The 18,816-nt window shown below is 38.1% G+C and carries 12 protein-coding genes; 6 read left to right on the top strand and 6 right to left on the bottom strand.

Features of this window, described 5'->3' with window-relative positions:
* Window positions 1–253: 253 nt before the first annotated feature.
* The 6 genes from DBR39_RS11215 to DBR39_RS11190 all read left to right on the top strand — a co-directional run bounded on the left by DBR39_RS11215 (window position 254) and on the right by DBR39_RS11190 (window position 8,495).
* On the top strand, window positions 254–3,079 hold the full coding sequence (locus DBR39_RS11215) for a TonB-dependent receptor (protein WP_124533082.1): 2,826 nt from the start codon (window positions 254–256) through the stop codon (window positions 3,077–3,079).
* Between the two features lie 3 nt (window positions 3,080–3,082).
* On the top strand, window positions 3,083–4,387 hold the full coding sequence (locus DBR39_RS11210) for a DUF5690 family protein (RefSeq protein WP_124533080.1): 1,305 nt from the start codon (window positions 3,083–3,085) through the stop codon (window positions 4,385–4,387).
* An 11-nt stretch (window positions 4,388–4,398) separates the two neighbouring features.
* A complete protein-coding gene (locus DBR39_RS11205; RefSeq protein ID WP_124533078.1) occupies window positions 4,399–5,553 on the top strand; it encodes a TIGR03364 family FAD-dependent oxidoreductase in 1,155 nt (384 codons plus the stop codon).
* A gap of 7 nt (window positions 5,554–5,560) precedes the next feature.
* Window positions 5,561–6,229, top strand: a complete 669-nt coding sequence (locus DBR39_RS11200; protein ID WP_124533077.1) for an HAD-IA family hydrolase — start codon at window positions 5,561–5,563, stop codon at window positions 6,227–6,229.
* A 51-nt stretch (window positions 6,230–6,280) separates the two neighbouring features.
* Window positions 6,281–6,460 carry a hypothetical protein gene (locus DBR39_RS11195; protein WP_124533075.1) on the top strand — a complete coding sequence of 60 codons (180 nt, stop codon included), beginning with the start codon at window positions 6,281–6,283 and terminating at the stop codon, window positions 6,458–6,460.
* A gap of 181 nt (window positions 6,461–6,641) precedes the next feature.
* A complete protein-coding gene (locus DBR39_RS11190) occupies window positions 6,642–8,495 on the top strand; it encodes an alkaline phosphatase family protein (RefSeq protein WP_124533073.1) in 1,854 nt (617 codons plus the stop codon).
* A 74-nt stretch (window positions 8,496–8,569) separates the two neighbouring features.
* Here the strand turns inward: DBR39_RS11190 and DBR39_RS11185 are convergent, their stop codons facing one another.
* The 6 genes from DBR39_RS11185 to DBR39_RS11160 form a co-directional block, all read right to left on the bottom strand.
* Window positions 8,570–9,055: a GNAT family N-acetyltransferase gene (locus tag DBR39_RS11185; RefSeq protein WP_124533071.1), complete on the bottom strand. Its 486-nt coding sequence runs from the start codon at window positions 9,053–9,055 to the stop codon at window positions 8,570–8,572.
* 14 nt (window positions 9,056–9,069) lie between these two features.
* Window positions 9,070–10,485 carry a PLP-dependent aminotransferase family protein gene (locus tag DBR39_RS11180; RefSeq protein WP_124533069.1) on the bottom strand — a complete coding sequence of 472 codons (1,416 nt, stop codon included), beginning with the start codon at window positions 10,483–10,485 and terminating at the stop codon, window positions 9,070–9,072.
* A 39-nt stretch (window positions 10,486–10,524) separates the two neighbouring features.
* Entirely contained in the window at window positions 10,525–10,893 is a 369-nt protein-coding gene (locus DBR39_RS11175) for a hypothetical protein (RefSeq protein WP_124533067.1), read from the bottom strand.
* Window positions 10,894–11,070: 177 nt separating this feature from the next.
* The gene (locus DBR39_RS11170; RefSeq protein WP_124533065.1) at window positions 11,071–15,870 is read right to left on the bottom strand and encodes a DNA repair ATPase; all 4,800 of its coding nucleotides are present in this window, start codon (window positions 15,868–15,870) and stop codon (window positions 11,071–11,073) included.
* 141 nt (window positions 15,871–16,011) lie between these two features.
* Window positions 16,012–18,033, bottom strand: a complete 2,022-nt coding sequence (locus tag DBR39_RS11165; RefSeq protein ID WP_124533063.1) for an SPFH domain-containing protein — start codon at window positions 18,031–18,033, stop codon at window positions 16,012–16,014.
* Between the two features lie 125 nt (window positions 18,034–18,158).
* Complete coding sequence (locus tag DBR39_RS11160; protein WP_124533061.1) at window positions 18,159–18,815, bottom strand: hypothetical protein; 657 nt, start codon at window positions 18,813–18,815, stop codon at window positions 18,159–18,161.
* Between the last annotated feature and the right edge of the window lies 1 nt (window position 18,816).

Below are 18,816 nucleotides of genomic sequence, written 5' to 3'. Positions count from 1 at the left end.
AAATATTAACCAAAACAGTCCTGTTTTCGGAAGATTTCTATTCCTTTTATTTTCAGTAAATATTTGCGAAAAGTATTGAAATAGTGAATTTAAACTTTCTTTCAACCTGTTTTCAAAGGCTGGCATTAATGGGTTTAAAAGTAAAATAGGCGTAACAAATAGCACTTATTTGTTAAATAATACTTAACACAAAATATTTATATATATTAAAATTATTGGCGTGATTTGCATAAAAAATTTAATATATGTAAAAATGAAAACAAATTTAGAGAAATTACTTACCCTTGTTTTTGTCTGTTTCATAGTCTTTATTTCAGCGCAGAAACAATTAATTATAGGAACGGTTCTTGACGACAGCCAGCCTCTCCCCGGGGCCACAGTCAAAATAAAAGGCTTATCCAAGAATATAGCGACTGATATTGAAGGGAAATTCACCATTAACGATATCAAAGAAGGTCAATATATTTTACAAATCAGCTATATCGGTTATGAATCTACAGACATCAATATTGATCTGAAATCAGAGCAAACGGTAGATTTGGGAATCATCAAACTTTCTCAGCCGCGAAAAAACATTGATGAAGTGGTTGTTACCGGAACGTTGAAAAATACGGAAGCAAGAGCTTTAAACCTTCAGAAAAATGCGATCAATATTACCAATGTAATTGCTTCTGATGGGATTGGGAAACTACCGGATAGAAATGCTGCAGAGACGGTACAGCGTGTACAGGGAGTTTCTATCGAAAGAGACCAGGGAGAGGGAAGATTTGTTTCTCTGAGAGGACTTCCGCCATTCTGGGCATCTACAACCATCAACGGAAACAGACTTCCTACTGCTGAGGAAGAAACAACATCCAGAGCAACAGCATTTGACTTCTTTCCTACGGAACTGATCTCTTATGTGCATGTAAATAAGTCTTTTACCCCTGACATGGAAGCTGACGGTATAGGAGGCGGTGTGAATTTTATCACCAAAACGCCGCCTATGAAAACAGAGTTCAAAGCAACGGTAGGAAGCGGATATAATGCTAAGTCTGACAAAGGGGTTTACAACCTTGGATTTTTATATGGAGGAAGAACAAAAGATAAAAAATTCGGGTATTTATTCAATTTTGCCCATTTCATCAGGAATTGGTCTACGGATAATTTTGAAGCGAGAAGAAGTGGTGATGAAGGGGTTTTCAGACTGGAGCTTCGCGATTATAACGGAGTCCGAAAAACAACAGGGATCAATACTGCTTTTGAATACGTGTTGTCTCCAAAAACCACGTTTTATTTAAAAGGAATGTATGGTACGCTTTCGGATGACGAAACCCACTACAAGCACAGAATCCGATTTGACAAGTTCAGCAGTGCCAACAATACAGCAAGAGTAGAACTTCAGAATATCCACAACTTATTGATTACAGAACTTACTTCTGTGTCTTTGGGAGGTATTCATAATTTAAATAAAGGAAAGATCGATTGGGATCTATCTTATTATGATAACAAATTCAAATATGGAAATATTCCTGACAAACAGAACAATTCTTACTATGTTATTAAATATACTCAATCCGGTGTAGGCATCAATCCTGATTATATTTCAAATCACGGAAACGGTCCGAGAGCCTACTGGAAAGCTGATGGCGGGAAGTTAGATTATAAAAACCCGGATGCTCTTTTCGGTTTCTACAGCGATCCGAACTTTAAAATGGATGCTTCTCAGATGAGATTTACAGATCTTGAATTCTATAAGGTTTTTGTAGAGGAAAAAGATAAGATTGTAGCAGCATTCAACCATGAGATCAATGCTTCTGATAAGCTTACTTTAAAATATGGTTTTAAATACAGAGATAAAGAGCGTAATGCCAGATTCTCCGACATTTTCTACAATTGGAGCAGCGGAACAGCTCCCCTTCTGTCTGATTATTCGCAATACATCACGACACAAGCCAACGGACCGCAATATTTAAGTGAAATGAATACCCACATCGGTAATACTTTTGGCCCGGTACTTTCTACCACCGGAATGAATCAGTTTTGGTATCAGAATCAGGGAAATTTAAAGATCAATACCGCTGATTCTGAAGCACTGGAATACAATAAAGCATTAGGAAGAAACTTTGATGTGCTTGAAAAACATGCAGATGCCTATGGAATGGCAACGTATAAACTGAATGATAAAATCACCATTTTAGGAGGAATCAGATTATCAAATACCAATACCAAAGTGAAAGGATACAGCGTGAATGATGATGTGCTGACTCCTGTAGAAAATACCAAAAATTACCTGGCAGTGCTTCCGATGATTCATTTGAAATATACGCTGAATGATAAGACAAACCTTCGTTTTGCAGCGACAAGAACTTTCTCAAGACCGAATTTTGGAGATCTGACCCCAGGTGGTACTTATAGTGAAGCGGATAATGAGTTTAAAGGTGGAAATCCCAATCTTAATCCTACGTATTCTTTGAATTTTGACCTGATGGGAGAATATTATTTTTCCAATGTAGGAATTCTGAGTGGCGGTGTTTTCTATAAATCGATTACAGATCCTATTTTCCAGGATTCTTTTATCGGAAATTATAATGGAATGAATGGAGTACAGTTTACGGCTCCCAACAACGGAAAAGCAGCATGGCTGGGAGGTATTGAGCTGGGAATTAATAAAAGATTCGACTTCCTTCCAGGGTTTTTACAGTATTTCGGAGTTCAATTGAATGCCACATTCATGACTTCCGAAATGGAAAAGCCAAGCGGAAGAAAGGTAGCTCTGCCATACCAGGCAAAGGAATTGTATAATGCACAGCTTTTCTTTGAGAAAAAAGGATTCAACGCAAGACTTGCTTATAACTACAAAGGAAAATACGCTGTAGAATATGCCGAGGAGGACATCAATGATTCTTATTATGGTAAATACAGCAATCTGGATTTCGGAGGTTCTTACCAGTTTACGAAATACCTGACTTTGTATGCAGATGTGAACAATATTCTGAATAAGCCTCTGATCTATCATTTCGGTAAAAATGAAGACCGTCCTGAACAGGTAGAATATTATGGCGTAAGATTCAATCTTGGAATAAAACTGAACTTCTAAATCATGGCCAGAACCATCAATAAAAAAACATTGGTAACACTGAGGGCAGCTTTTGCCGCTTTCGGTGTTTACTTCTGCATGTACGGCTTCAGAAAACCTTTTACTGTAGCTTCATTTGAGGGACTTGCCTATTTCGGGGTAGATTATAAGATTCTGATTATTATTGCTCAGGCTGTAGGGTATTTCATCTCGAAATTCATCGGAATCAAATTTATTTCCGAACTGAAACCTCAAAAAAGAATCACCTATCTGTTTACCTTCATTGCTATTGCTGAACTTGCCTTATTTGGATTTGCAGTTGTTCCTGCCCCTTATAACATTCTATTTATGTTTATCAATGGTATTCCGCTGGGAATGATCTGGGGAATTGTTTTCTCCTATATTGAAGGACGCAAAACGACAGAAATTATAGGGTTATTTTTATGTTCAAGCTTTGTGGTTTCTTCAGGATTTACAAAATCTGTGGGAAAATTTCTGATGGATACTTTCACCATTTCAGAATTCTGGATGCCTTTTTCTGCCGGGCTTATTTTTATCATCCCTTTACTGCTTTTCGGACTGCTTTTAAATAAAATTCCGAAGCCTACACAAGAAGATATTTTGCTTAAAAATAAGCGACAGCCACTGAATGGAAAAGAAAGAAGAGCACTCATTCAGCAGTTTTTTATTCCTATTGTGTGTATTATATTTCTGTATATCTGTTTAACGGTTTTAAGAGACTTCAGGGATAATTTCAACCGTGAAATCTGGGATGGCCTTCATTTTAGTTTTGACAGCTCTATTTTCACCTTAACGGAAATCCCTATTGCAGTAATGGTACTGCTGATCTTGAGCTTTATGGTAAAAGTAAAGAACAACAAAAAGGCTTTTGCCTACTATCATTATATTCTTTTTGCGGGAATTATTACGGTAGGACTTTCTACCTATCTGTTTCAGCAAGGCTCACTATCTCCTTTTTTATGGATGACCATTTCTGGCTTCGGAATGTATATCTGCTATATTCCTTTCAACGGAATTTATTTTGACCGAATGATTGCAGCATTTGAAATCAAAGGAAATGTAGGTTTTCTGATCTATATTGTAGACTCATTCGGGTACCTTGGAAGTGTCTTGATTCTGCTGTACAAAAACTTCGGATCAGCTCGGACTTCATGGCTTAATTTCTATATCAATTTAAATTATATTATTACAATCGCTGTTTTAATTCTCTCGGTGATTGCTTTTCTGGCTTTCAGAAATAAATCGAAGCCAAAATCAAACTCAAATTCTAATCAATTCATCAATTTCGATACGTCGAAAATTTTATAAATAATAATACAATGACAACAAAATTTGATTTACTCGTTGTAGGAGGTGGAATTTTAGGAACATTCCACGCTTATCATGCGCTGAAGAAAAATCTTAAGGTCGCTTTACTGGAAAGAAATTCTGTTCCTCAGGGTGCCACGGTAAGGAATTTCGGACAGGTAGTGCCTTCCGGAATGGATCTTAAATGGCAGAATTTCGGAAGAGAAAGTCTGGCAATATATAATGAACTTCATGACCAGGCAGATCTTACCATCAGACAAAACGGATCTGTATATATCGCTTCGAATGATGAAGAGCTTCAGCTAATTGAAGAGCTCTATGAAATCAACAGAAATAATGATTACGAATCGGTTTTATTATCAAAAAACGACTGCATCAAGAAGTTTGACGGGCTTCGTTCCGATTACTGCAAAGGAGGTCTCTTCTTTCCGCAGGAACTTTCTGTAGATTCTGCAGATATGATTGTAAAGCTTCATAAGCTGCTTCAGGAAAAAATGGGATTGCAGATTTTCTACAATACAACGGTACTGGAAACCCATGAAGATGATCAGAAATGTATGGCAGTAACAGCAGAAGGAATGGAATTTAATGCTTCTAAGATCATTATCTGTGGTGGACACGAATTCAAAACTTTATATCCTAAAGTATTCAATGACAGCGACCTGGAAGTGAGTAAACTTCAGATGCTTCAGACCAAACCGCAAGGAATTTATTCGCTTCAGGGAAATATTCTTACGGGGCTTTCTATCAGAAGATATGAATCTTTCGGTGAGTGTGCTTCTTTTCAGAAAATCAAGGCTTTAGAAGATCAAAATTCATTTGAGAAGAAATATGGTGTTCATATTTTATTCAAGCAGGCTCTTGACGGTTCTGTCATCATAGGCGATTCTCATGAATATGCGGATGCTAAAAATGCTGATGATCTTGGATATGATCTCAATATGGAGATTGATGAGTTTATGATTCACGAGGCTAAAAAAATTATTGATCTTCCCACGTATGAAATCCAGAGAAGGTGGTTCGGAATCTATTCCCAGTGCAAAACAAAAGATATTTTTGAGCACAGCCCATCTGCCAACATTCATATTGTAACGGGTATCGGTGGAAAAGGAATGACGGGAAGCGGAGGCTTCTCCAAATTTAATATTGAAAAAATCTACGCATAAAATTTAAATGAAAAATATAGAATTACTGGTTCTGGATATGGCCGGAACAACAATTGATGAGGACAATGTAGTATACAAAACGCTTACGAATGCTGTGAACGATTATGGCTATGTGGTAAGTCTGGAAAAGGTATTATCCAGCTGCGCCGGAATGGAAAAACTGGAAGCTATTACAAGTCTTTTAAAGGAAATCAATGGCAATCAGGAGGATGCTCCTGCTATTTTTGAAAATTTTTCTGACCAGCTAAAGGAATCCTATAAAAAACTTGAAGTAAAACCGATTAACGGAACTGAGGATTTCCTTCTAAGTATGAAGTCTCAAAACAAAAAAATCGTTTTGAATACAGGATATACTTCTGAAATCGCTCATCAGCTTTTGAATAAACTCAACTGGAAAGAAAGTATCCATTTTGATGCTTTGATTACCGCAGATGATGTCTCAGAAAGCCGTCCGAGCCCTGAAATGATTCTTCTTGCGATGAAGAAATTCAATATTACTGAAGCCAATAAGGTTTTAAAGGCTGGAGATTCTGTGATTGATATTGAAGAAGGTAAAAATGCGGGCTGCGGACTAACGGTTGCTGTACTTTCAGGGGCTCAAAGCAGAGAAGAGCTGCAAAAAGCGTCGCCTGATTATATTCTGAATACCATTTCGGAGGCTGAAGGTCTTCTTTAGCCTCCTCTTTTTCAACTTATTTTTTTAATACTTCTTGGCACAAATGTTTTCATGGATACTTCTATTGAAAATGTTTGTGTTTTTTTAACCACCCCGTCAAAAATTCAAAGAATTTTTGCCACCCCTCCAAAGGATGGGAATATAGGACGTTCGATTGAATATTTGTCAAAGCCGGAGATTTTAGAAGGCTTTTGTAAACTTTTTATTCATAAAGCCGGTCATCTAAAATAAATAAAGTCATTTTTCTTTTGTGGCTTTTGTGGTTAGCATTCAAGCTTTTCTCGTAAGCTGTTTAATTATCAATAAATTAATTTTCAGTTCACACATGTTTACAAATAGTAAACTAATTTTACAATAGTTAAAAATAAATTACTATTTGTAAACTTTTACGATTTAAAAACCCTTTTTCCCCATGAAAACAAAACTATTCTCAATGGCTGTTGTAATGAGCTGTTTCCTTGGAGCTCAGACCAAAAAAGTTCTTTTTATCGGTATTGACGGATGCCGTGCAGATGTAATGATGTCTACACCCACTCCTAACATCCAAAACCTCATCAGTCAGTCCATCTATTCTATTGACGGGCTTTGCGCTTCCACTACCTGGAGCGGAAACGGATGGAGCACGATGCTTACAGGCGTATGGCATACCAAACACAATGTTCAGGACAATAATTTTACCAATCCGAACTATGTCAATTATCCTGACTTTTTAACAAGAGCTGAAACCTTCAATCCCAGTCTGAAAACGATTTCTCTTGCTCACTGGGCACCCATCAATGATAAGATTGTACAGAATGCCGATGTAAAGACTAATCTGGCAACAGATCTTGCCGTGAAAAATGCAGCCGTAACCGCTTTGCAGAATGACAATCCTGATATTCTATTCGTAGATTTTGATGATGTAGACCATGCAGGACATTCTTATGGTTTTGCTTCAAGTGTTCCACAATATGTATCTTCTATTCAGACCACAGATACTTATATAGGAGAAATTGTGGCCGCTATGAAAAACAGACCTTCCTATAATAATGAAGACTGGCTGGTAGTACTGACCACAGATCACGGAGCCATTGAAAGCTCTCACGGAGGAGGAAACCTTTCAGAAAGAAATATTTTTACGGTGTATTCCAATCCGGGATTTACGCCACAACAGATCAGCAAAACCGTTCTGGAATCTAACAAAACGTTTAATCAATTGAATTTCCCGGCGGGAACTTATGCAAAACCGGCTAACCAGACTCCTTTTAATTTTGGAACGAATCAGGATTTTACGATTGAATTTTGGGTAAAACCTAATGCGGCCTATTCCAGTGATCCAGTGATGATCGGGAATAAAAACTGGGCAAACGGAAAAAATAAAGGGATTATTTTCTCAGGGTATTCCGGGCAGACTTTCAAGATGAATATTGGTGACGGTACCAACAGAATTGATCTTGTTGGCGGAAAAGTGGAAACCAATAAGTGGAAACATATTGCTGCCAGCTTTGACAGAGATGGTCTTGTAACCCTTTATGAAGATGGTGTTCCTGTGACTTTTGCTAAAATGAATACCATTGGAAATATTGATTCCGGGCTTCCTTTCACCTTAAATCAGGATGGAACCAATACCTACGGGATCAATCTTGCCGCTTCTTATAAAGATGTAAGAGTCTGGAAATCTGCTCTTCCCAATGATGTCATCGTGAACTGGGCTAATCAGGATATTACACCTTCGCATCCTTATTATTCTCAGTTATTGGGCAATTGGAGATGTAATGAAACCTCAGGAAACACGTTGACAGATTCAAGTCCAAATGGCAATAACATGACGGTGACAGGTTCTCCGGCCTATAATGCCAATACAGTCAACAATTTTAAAATTTACGATTATACCTCAACAACAAGAGAAACCGACCACTTCCCAACCGTATTGAACTGGCTTTGTATTCCGGTACAATCTTCATGGGGAATTGATGGAATCAATAGAATTCCTGCTTGTATTAACGAGGTTCTGACAACAAAAGAAACGAAGGTAACAACTGATGATTTTAAGGTATACCCCAATCCTGTTACAACATTCATCGGAATCCAGTACAAGTCTGATGATAAGGAAATTAAAGCAGAAATTATCGATAGTAAAGGTGCTCTTATTTCTACTACCCGTTTACAGTCTTCGAGAGGATATTACGATGAAAAACTTAGTATTGGAAATATTCCGGCAGGGGTATATTTCATTAAAATCAACGGAAGCAAAAAGTCACTGACCAAGACTTTTATCAAGAAATAAAACAGTAAAGCAATTAGATTTAAATTTTGATATTAGAACAAGGATATTCTTATCCGAGTTCTAATATTTTTTTGTTATCTATTCAGAATCAGTTCCATTTGCACATCAACACGGTCATAGCCGGCATCTACGATGGGTACATGTACAAAACCTATTTTTTCATAAAGCTTTATGGCCGGAACCAGTACCGAGTTGGTTTCCAGGACTACTTTCTCAGCATTTAGGTTCTTCGCCAGATCGATCAATGTCATTCCCAGTAAATATCCTATTTTTTTACCCTGAGCTTTAGGACTTACAGCCATCTTGGACAGCTCAAAAATAAGAGGCTCATCTTTCGCCTTCACTAATGCACAGGTTCCTACTGCTTCTCCATTCAGCAAAGCAAAAGCAATATATCCTCCTTTATTTAAAATCTGTTCTTCAGGATGATCCAGTAACTTATAATCACTGGCTTCCATCACAAAGAATGTTTTGATCCATTCTTCATTCAAAACTTTGAAAGCTTCTTTATATTCAGGTTGATATCTTATTATGGTCACTTCATTATTCATATCATTCATCTCTTTAAATGGTATTAAATTCTATTTTTAATCATTTTTCCCAGTTTTTCCAGGTCGCTTTCTACACGGTCTGTCCATTCCAGAGCGTAATTCAACCGCATACAATTCTGATACTGGTTATATTGTGAAAACATTCTTCCAGGGGCAAAGTTTACCTTCTGGCTGACAGCTTTATCATAAAGATCTTCTGTACAGATTCTCTTATCCAGTTCCAGCCAAAGCATAAAACCTCCTTTGGGTTCTGAAATTTTGGTATTATCCGGAAAATATTGAGTCACCGACTTCTGAATCTGCAGATAATTAGCATACAGCTTTTTCCTGAACGTCATCAAATGATGATCATAGCGTCCGTGCGCAAGAAAATCCGCAATCACATCTGAAAACAAGGAAGGTCCGCTCACCGTCTGAACCAGTTTCTGGCGGATAATTTTCTCTTTAAACTTTCCGGGAGCCACCCATCCGACTCTAAACCCCGGAGCTAATGTTTTGGAAACGGAGCCTACCCACATTACAATTCCTGCTTCATCATAAAATTTACATGGTTTTGGTCTTCCTGCCCCGAAATAAATGTTTCCGTACACATCATCTTCCACTAAAGGAACATTATGCTCAGTAAGCATTTTTACCAGCTCTTTTTTGTTGTCATCAGGCATCTGAAATCCCAGCGGATTATTATAGTTCACCACAAAACAACACGCCGATAGCTTCGGAAGCACCTTTTTCAAGGCATCCAAATCTACTCCTGTAATGGGATGAGTAGGAATTTCTACAGCTTTCAATCCTAATAACTGAATCGCCTGAAGAATTCCGAAATATACGGGACTTTCTACGGCTACCGAGTCTCCGGGCTGCGTGACAGCCATTAAACAGTTATAAACAGCATTCATCGCACCGGAAGTAATGACCAGATCATCTTCTGTGATTTTCCCTTCCATGACCATCGACCATTTGGCAATTTCCCGGCGCAGCACTTCGCTTCCCTGTACGGGTTCGTAATTGGTTCCGCTGTCGCTCTTCCTTTTCATCACGTCAATCATACATTTCTTCATCTTGGCAACCGGAAGAAGACTTTTCCCCGGAATACCCAATGCAAACTGCGTAACATCTGTTCCCCCAATGCTTCCAAATACTTTATCAATTAAATCCTGTGGTGTATTCTTACTTTCCGAAACCTTCATCTGGGTAACGGAAGGCAGTGCCAGCTTTCGCTGGGAAGTCTGGCTTACATAATATCCATACTTGGGGCGTGATTCTACCAGGGAACGGCTTTCCAGTTCCATATAAGCCTGCTTTATCGTATTCAGGCTTACGTTATACAATTTCTGAGCACTTCTGAGCGAAGGCAGCCTGTCTCCAAACTGCAGGGTTTCGCTTTTGATCTGCTCTGTGACAGAGTTGGCTATTTTAAGGTATAGAACGTCTTTCGGCATGAATACGGTTTTAAGTAAATGTACAATTTTATACGGGCTTTATTCAAGATTCAGCCAGCTGATCATTTGATTGATACTGCTTTTCAATTGTTCCGGATCTCTGAAATTGGGAGTATTATTTTTTTTACAATATCTTTCAGCACTGGAAAAAAAGTTCTCCATTTCTGCTTCTGACATTCTGTGTTTATCATAAATTTTAAAAGAGATTTCCCCCTTTTCACTCATAATAAGACTGGCAAAAGCGACTACTTTATTCCCATTTTTAGCCAAAAGAAAAGGAAGTCCGAAATTCTGATCTGCTTTCTTCAAATTCTGTGTCTCCAGAAAAATATTTTTCAGCATCCACATATCTGATATATAAGCTTCAGCATATTGGAATTGTATCTGGCGTTGAACGATGGTTTCCATATTTTCTTCTTTAGCTAAACAAAATTATGGAGTATTTAATTTTGGATACAGATACAGAAGTATATAATATTATGGATACAGATTTTATAGATTGATATGCGAGAGAAATAAAAATAAAAAAACAGGCTGCCTCTGTTCGAAACAACCTGTTTGATACTATTTAAAGTTTCATGGTTATTATTCTGTTTTTTTCAAAGCTTCTTTGATCCCTTCCAGCCCATCTCCAAACTGGGCCAGCAGTGCCACAATCTGTGACATCCTGTCGTTTTCTCCTAGACCTTTTAAAGTTTTATTTTTTACAAAAGTCTTCTTGATTTCCTCCCAACGCTCGATTTCTTCTTCTGAAATAGCACCTATCAGCTCTTTCAATTTCAGCATATTAGATTCTGCTCCTGTTGTCAGAGTCTGGGATTCGTTCTGATAATGATTCAATACAATCTGAATGACTTCATTCGTTTTCAGGATCGGCTGGATCTGTGCAATAAGCTTATTCATATTACGGTAAGATCCCTGCAGTTTGAATGGCGGTTCATTTCTGTAATCATCTGACATGGCAGCAGATGCAATATATTCTTTATTGACCTTTAAAACCATATTTCTTACCATGATGGTATTGTGCAATACTGCTCTAAAATCAGCGATTTCATTTGAACTGAAGTTTCCTTTCAGGTTATCTGCCGGATTATCGGTCATCACACAGTCATACAGTTCATAAAGATTTTCCATTCCCGGGTGGGTCAATCGGGTCAGATATTCGTTAGACATCAGGGCATTTTCAATAAGGCTCAGATCAAAAAGAGTTGTTTTTGATCCTGATATTTCTCCCAGATTGTACGTATCTGAACGGTTGGCAAGCATATCCGGGATTTTAAATTTCTCTCCATTCTCGGTATATGGGTTTCCTGCCATTACCAGACAGAATCTCTTAGACCTAAGATCATATGTTTTACTTTCCCCATTGTAAATTCCTTCAATTTTTCTCTGCCCATCAGCAAGGGAGATGAATTTCTGTAAAAATTCAGGGTTACAGTGCTGGATGTCATCAAGATATAACATGACATTATCACCCATTTCCAGCGCAAGGTTCAGCTTTTCAAGCTCCTGTCTTGCCCCTGCATTTCTGGCTTCTGCCGGATCTGTGGATACGATATCATACCCTAAAGACGGTCCATTTATTTTCATAAATACCAATCCCATACGCTCCGCCATATACTCCATCAGGGTTGTTTTTCCATATCCTGGTGGAGATACGAGAAGAAGCATTCCCATTCTGTCTGTTCTTTTGTCTGAACCTGCTGTCCCTAATTGTTTGGCCAGATTGGCTCCGATGAGAGGAAAATAGACATCGTTGATCAGTTTATTTCTCACGAATGAGCTTAATACCTGAGTCTTAAAAGTATCTAGTTTGAGTGCTTTTTTCTTTTCGCTTACCCAGTTGTATTTTAATTCCTGTAATTTTTTATACTTTGGAACCGTGTCTGTATTAAAATGGTTCAGGCGGGATACAAATTCAAAATAGTTAAGATGGTATTCTGTGTCCTTTTCAAGGGATCTTAGTTCTTTTATGGCTACTTCAAAAGAGATGCTTTTGATATTTTTGGGATCAAACTTTTGGGTAATGATAAATGCTGTGGCCTCCTTTATGATATTTTGATCCGCTTCGGAATCAAAGGCCTGTAATGCGCTTTCGACAATATAATAACATGCTGAAGGATACTGATACATAGCCTGTAACTGCGCAATAAACTCAAGATCTCTGCCTTTTTCTTTCAGCTCTTTCAAGAATAATTCATATAAAGCACCTGCTTTTTCTGAGATCAGGAAGTTGTCTTTATCTACCTGTTTCAGATATTGGGCAGCGCTGATATAATCTGTATCTGCAAAAACACCATGAGATGATAAAAAAGCATTCATTTCCTGTGACAATTCCCTGCTTAAATACTCAAATCCCTGTTTTACAGTAAATGATTGAGAAATAATGGCTGCCGCTTCAAACTGTTTAGCATAATATTCTTTTCTTTCATTTTCCAGGAAAAACCAGAAAAGCTGCGCTAATGCCCTCTCCTGTGCCGTGAACCTCATCAGTCCCAGCTCATTGTGCATCTGCTGAAGTTTCATTACAATGCTTTGGGCATCTTTATCATGAATTCCTTTTACCAAACCTTCTCCGAAATGTTCGGCCGTGAATTGTTGTACAGCCTGTTCGTTTTGCCGCTCCGTAGCCACTTCCTTATGGGCAGAAAATACATTCCAGGCAAGATATTCAAATCTTTTTACCCTGTTGTTTTCTGAAACAAATTCCTGATTCCAGACTTCTTTGAATTCTTCTGTCGTGAAGTTCAGGGGTTCATAAAAACTGGTTCCGGTAAGGTGGTAATAATATTGAGCATTTCTCAAAACCAGGGTAAGATCCAGTTTCTGCTGGTTAACCGCAAATTTATAGTCTCCTAATGTAATGATGCTTTCACCATCTGTATAGATCTCTTTTTTATCTTTAAGCTTTCTTACAGCTTCCTGCTGAGAAGTTTTCAAAAGAGTCTGAATCTCTTCCGATTTTGCCGAATCTTCCAGTTCTGCGAGCTGTCTTGAAAGATCTCTTACCTTTTCAACCATCAGATCTGCAGCAAAATACCCATTGATCTCATTTTCAGAGTTTAAAGATTCTGCTTTGGTCTGTACGGATTTCAGAATTCTCTGTGCAGCATCGAACAGGTTCTGAGTTCTTTTATTTCTTGATTCGGTAAGCTGTACTCTTTTGTTCTGGAAATGTCCGTAGACTTCTTCTCTTTTGGTTTCTATCTGCTGTATAAATTCTTCAAAGTCGATAAATTTCGTCTCCATCTCTTCCAGCTGAATAGAAAGTTTGGTGAGATGATCATCACATTTCTCAGGTGTTTGGGAAAGTTCGAGGAAATTGATCACAGACTGGTCAAATAAGGTAATCTGAGCCTGGAAATCTGAAGCCAGTTCTTTTCCTGAAATTTCTCTTTTCCTTTTGCTGAGTTCCAGCCTTTCCTGATTCAGTCTTGCAAAGATCAGCGATATGTTTTCTATGATCTGAGTAGATTGAGAGGTATCTTCTATTTTAAGATTGTTGACAATATCTACCAGTAATTCAAGCTGGCTGGAAAGGATATTGATATTTTCTTCAATTGTTTTTGCATCAATTGCTTTCTTCAGTGCAATGATGTTTTCTGAGATCTTTTGAGCTTTTTCTTCATAAGGCAGCAATGCGCCTTCCTGCAAAAGAAAATCCACACAGGCATTTGAAAGTTCTGTATAACGGTCTGCAAGGGATTTATCCAGTGAATCCAGCAAAGCAGTATCCGCATATTTAAGTTCTCTTGCGCCTGCAACATCTCCTCTTAACGCTCTGATCTGTGAAAGGGCATCAATATATTCTGTCAGCTGTGAATAATGAAGCCTTTTGGTATCGTCCAGAATTTTTTCACAAGCATGTTTTATCTTTTCTAAAGCTTCTTCTGTGTTCTTCTTCTGCTCTACTACTTTTTCGTATTCATTGATTGCGGAATGGGCAATCCCTCTGATCTCTTTCAAGGGGACATCCAGCTTCTGAACTTCATCTTCATTCAGGAAATAATACGTATCCAGAATAAAGGTGGAAAGTTTCACAATATCATCATAAAGACCACTGTATGAATCTTTTTTATTGAGAAGCGTGATCAGCTCCTGGCTTTCTGCCATTACCCGGACTATATCTTTATTTCCTATTTTGTATAATAAACTGTCTGCTTTTTCAATATTGGGAGCCAGTTCCTTGGAAAATGGGGTCTGCCAGATCTGAGCCAGATGGTGTTTGGTTGTTTCAATACTTTCTCTGAGATAGATCAGCTTTCCGTCATTGAGAAAGGTAAACCCACTGCATCTAATGGGGGTTTCTATGGTCTGGGTGATGATATTATAGGAAATCAGCTGATAATTGTTCGTTTTATCATCATAGAAAACATATAAAAAATTCTCACCGTTGGGCTCTATAACGGTTTTCAGATAGTAAAGCCTGTTCTCATCCTGGGAAATAACTTTTAATCCTCCGGTCTGAAGGGCATATCCATTGGAAAATAATACCCCTTGATTCTCCGGAAGCAAAAGTCCTGAATATCTCAAAGCATCAGCTCTGGAAACCTTTTTTTCTTTGTGGTTATAAATGAAATAACGTTCTGTTTCCTGGTAAGGCTTTATTTTAAACAAAACAAGATTATCCAGATCGCAGAAATGGATCTCTGCATCATCCAGGTTCTGGTCTTTATGGAGTACATCTTCGGAATAAATCCCTTTTCCCGTATCTGTATTGTCTTCTACTTTGATGGTAATATCTCCGCCAATACTTTCTACAAAAACTTTATCTGCTAATGAAATATGCGGATGCTTTCCCGACCGCTGCATATCTCTTGTTGCCTTTATCCAAACAAAACCATGTTGAGGAGGATAAGATGTTTCTGAAGCACTCCTGGAGTTGATATAAATAAGCTTATTTTCTTTAATAAGCCATTTAAAAGCTTTGATATCCGTTGTACTTTCTGACAGTTGAAAAACCATATACAGATAGTTTTCCGTAAAGGCGAATCTGGCAAAGAATGTATTTCTGTAATATTTGTAAAGATTTTTGAACTCGTCAATAAATACCTCATCATTGATTAAGGTATAGTCCTGAGGTTCAAAACGGTTGTTATTAATTTTATAGATTGAAAAAACATCCGAAATGTTGATTTCTGTCTGAAGTCCAAGGTGTGCATTGGAACCAAATATCAACTGATCGCCCAAAGAATAGATATCTTTTGCAATACAGGTGTGATCTGTCGAAATTCTCTCGTTGGCAATAAGAGAAAAATCTACTCCTCCAAATATATTTTTACGGTTCTCGTTGAGTTTCTGAAGCCTCTGAATCAGGTCATTTTTCTGCTCATTCAGACGGTTTTGAATGATTTCGTAAGTTCCGGAATTAAGTTGTTCTGACATCGTTTGTATTTAGGTTGTCATGACTGCTGATGGACAGCAGATCCTTGTATAAACTTATGGTACTTTGAAAATTTTATCTTATTGAAACCTTATAGGTTTTGAAAACCTATAAGGTTTAAGTATTCCTAAAGTATTGTTGAATTAAACATGGTTATTGTTCACCGGTTTGTTTTCCACGCCCAGGTGTTTTGCCATATCAAGCGCTCTTTCCAGAATTCCTTTTTCCTGTTGGCTGGCAACTCCGTTCAGCTTAAAGATCAGAGAAGCAATGCTCATGTTTTTGATATCTTCTGAAGAAATCTTGTATTTATCTACCATTCCCATCACTTTTCCAATGATGTTTTCTCCATCACCCAGAAGACTTTCTTTTACAATCTGTGCGTTTTCGCTGTGGCTGATAAACTTGTCCAGTCCTTTTCCTGCTGAAACCTGGCGGATCACGTTATCAAAGAAGGTATTGTCCCCTCCTACGATATCAATTTTTGCAGATTTGAAAGCTTCTGCCAGTACCATAGACTGAGCTTCTGCAATATCTTTCTGAATAGCAATCTGTGCCAATTCCACATCTTTTTCTTTTGCCAGCTGAAGACGGAATTCTTCATGGTCTTTTCCGGCATCGTTCAGTTTCTTCATCGCTTCTGCCTTTTCGGTGATTCCCGCTGCTTCTGCCAATGCTTTTTCTTTGATCACTTCTGCCTGTGCAATTCCTTCTTTCTTATTGGCATCTGCTTTTTTCTCAATAACAATTGCTTCCACAATCCCTTGTCTTTCTGCAGCATCAGCTTTAGCGTGCAGTACCTGAGCTTCTGATAAGCCTACTGTTGCTTCTTCTTTTGCTTTGGCATCTGCGATAATTTTACGGGCTTCCGCTTCTTTTTCTGCAGCATCTCTTTTTGCCTGTGCTTCGATGACGTATTTCTGTGCATCTTTTTCTGCTGCCAGTCTGCGTGATTCTGCAGCTCTGGTTTCTTCAATCAGCTTTTTCTCTGCTTCCTGAGTGGCAATCGTAATTTCTACCTGCTTGTTTCTGTCTGCGGTTTTGAAAGCTTCAAGATCTTTGATTCCCTGCTGCTCTTCAACTACCGTTTTTTCCATTGTCAAACGCTCACGAATCGCATCCTGAATGCTTTTCTTCTCAAGTTCTATAGCTTTCTCTTTTTCAATCTGAGCAAGAGAAACAACCCTCTCTCTTTCGGTCGCTTCAAGCGCTTTGTCTTTTAATACTCTTTCTGTTTCTACAAGGTCTGCGCGTTCTTTATTTTTAGCAGCAATAACGACCTGACGAAGTTTATTTTCTTCCGCAATCTGCAGTTTTTCTTCTGTTGCAATGCGTACGGTTTCATATCTCAGACGTTCTTCTTCTCCTACTTTTAAGATCTCAGCATTTTCACGGGATTTGATATTGGCTACTTCTCTTTTTTGAGATTCTTCTTTTTCTGCCAATTGTTTTTCCAGTTCCAGGATCGCTTCACGGGCTTCTACATTCTGCTTGGTAATGGTTTTTTCCTCATCACGGCGAACCTGATTGGCTTTGATATTCTGGGTTGCTGTAAGTTCTGTAATTTTCTTAATCCCCTCAGAATCAAGAATATTGTCTTTATCCAGTTTATCAATAGAAGTCTGTTCAAGGTAATCTATTGCACAGTCGTCCAGTACATATCCGTTAAGATCTGTTCCAATGATATCAAGAATTTCCTGACGAAATTCGCTTCTGGCTTCGTATAATTCGGTAAAATCAAATTTCTTTCCTACGGTTTTAAGGGCTTCTGAAAATTTTGCTTCAAAAAGCTCTCTCAGGGTCTGGGCATCCGAAGCACGCTGACAGCCAATTGTTTGACCCACATTCACAATATCATCTACAGATTTGTTGACGCGGATAAAGAAAGCTACCTGAATGTCTGCTCTCATATTGTCTTTACAGATCAGTCCCGCTCTTCCTTCTCTTGATATCTCCAGTTTTTTCACTGAAATATCAATAGATTCCATACGGTGAATGATGGGGATGACAATACCGGCATTAAAGAAGACTTTTGTACCTCCATAGCCAGTTCTTAAAATAACGATTCCCTGAACGGTTTTTTTATACATCGATAAAATCCAGAAAATCAATCCGACTGTTGCTACGACAGCAACAATAATTCCAGCAATTAAAGGTAAGTTCATAGTTTTATAAGTTTATAGTTTATATATAGATGTGTTTTTTGTTTTAGATATACTGGAAAAAGATTTCCAGTATATAATTCAGCATGATCAAAAAAATAGTTAACATGGTTATTAGTCTTTATATTTTAATATCTCATTGATCGCTGTACATAGTAGAGTCTTTTTTCCGGTTCTTCATCTACAATCATGACACGGGTGCCATGCTCCAGCCTGCTTCCGTCTTTACTTCTCACCATCAGCGTCATGGGGTCGCTTCCGATAAAGACTTCCATCATTCCTATTTTATCATCCTGAATGCTTGATTTTAATCGTCCCTCTCTTCCTAAAAAGGCATATGATAGCTCGCCTTTATGGTTTATTTCTTTAAAAAAGGGATTCAGGGGCTTTAGAATTATTTTGGTCAGCAGCATTCCTCCAATCATCAATGGAAACAGGATCAGGATCCCTGCCCATGTAGGAAGTGGAATAAAATAATTCAGATAAAATGACCCCAGCCAGGTTATCAGCAGTGACAGGGTAAGAAAATAGGTCACCGGAACGATATCCAGATTAAGAAATTTCAGGAAATGCATCCATGCCGAAGGATCATGATCAGGAGCGTGAAGGTGCCCATGCGGAACGTCTATATCTGTATCAGCATCCAGGTCGGAATGAATTCCTACATCGATATCCAGCCCTGTGAGAATGGTAAAGAGCCAATAGACCACTGAAAGCCCAAGAAGGACCGTCAGCACCGTATTCACCGGAGAAAATGCTACATTTAAAAATTCCTGAAAGGTCATA

It is taken from the genome of Chryseobacterium sp. KBW03, from assembly GCF_003852415.1.
GTDB classification, from domain to species: Bacteria; Bacteroidota; Bacteroidia; order Flavobacteriales; family Weeksellaceae; genus Chryseobacterium; species Chryseobacterium viscerum.
This window is presented reverse-complemented; position numbering and strand designations above follow the sequence as displayed.

Coding starts and splice junctions, on each gene's coding strand:
- DBR39_RS11170 (WP_124533065.1), bottom strand. CDS start 15,870: ATGTCAGAACAACTTAATTCCGGAACTTACGAAATCATTCAAAACCGT.
- DBR39_RS11180 (WP_124533069.1), bottom strand. CDS start 10,485: ATGCCGAAAGACGTTCTATACCTTAAAATAGCCAACTCTGTCACAGAG.
- DBR39_RS11175 (WP_124533067.1), bottom strand. CDS start 10,893: ATGGAAACCATCGTTCAACGCCAGATACAATTCCAATATGCTGAAGCT.
- DBR39_RS11205 (WP_124533078.1), top strand. CDS start 4,399: ATGACAACAAAATTTGATTTACTCGTTGTAGGAGGTGGAATTTTAGGA.
- DBR39_RS11185 (WP_124533071.1), bottom strand. CDS start 9,055: ATGAATGATATGAATAATGAAGTGACCATAATAAGATATCAACCTGAA.
- DBR39_RS11210 (WP_124533080.1), top strand. CDS start 3,083: ATGGCCAGAACCATCAATAAAAAAACATTGGTAACACTGAGGGCAGCT.
- DBR39_RS11200 (WP_124533077.1), top strand. CDS start 5,561: ATGAAAAATATAGAATTACTGGTTCTGGATATGGCCGGAACAACAATT.
- DBR39_RS11190 (WP_124533073.1), top strand. CDS start 6,642: ATGAAAACAAAACTATTCTCAATGGCTGTTGTAATGAGCTGTTTCCTT.
- DBR39_RS11160 (WP_124533061.1), bottom strand. CDS start 18,815: ATGACCTTTCAGGAATTTTTAAATGTAGCATTTTCTCCGGTGAATACG.
- DBR39_RS11215 (WP_124533082.1), top strand. CDS start 254: ATGAAAACAAATTTAGAGAAATTACTTACCCTTGTTTTTGTCTGTTTC.
- DBR39_RS11195 (WP_124533075.1), top strand. CDS start 6,281: ATGGATACTTCTATTGAAAATGTTTGTGTTTTTTTAACCACCCCGTCA.
- DBR39_RS11165 (WP_124533063.1), bottom strand. CDS start 18,033: ATGAACTTACCTTTAATTGCTGGAATTATTGTTGCTGTCGTAGCAACA.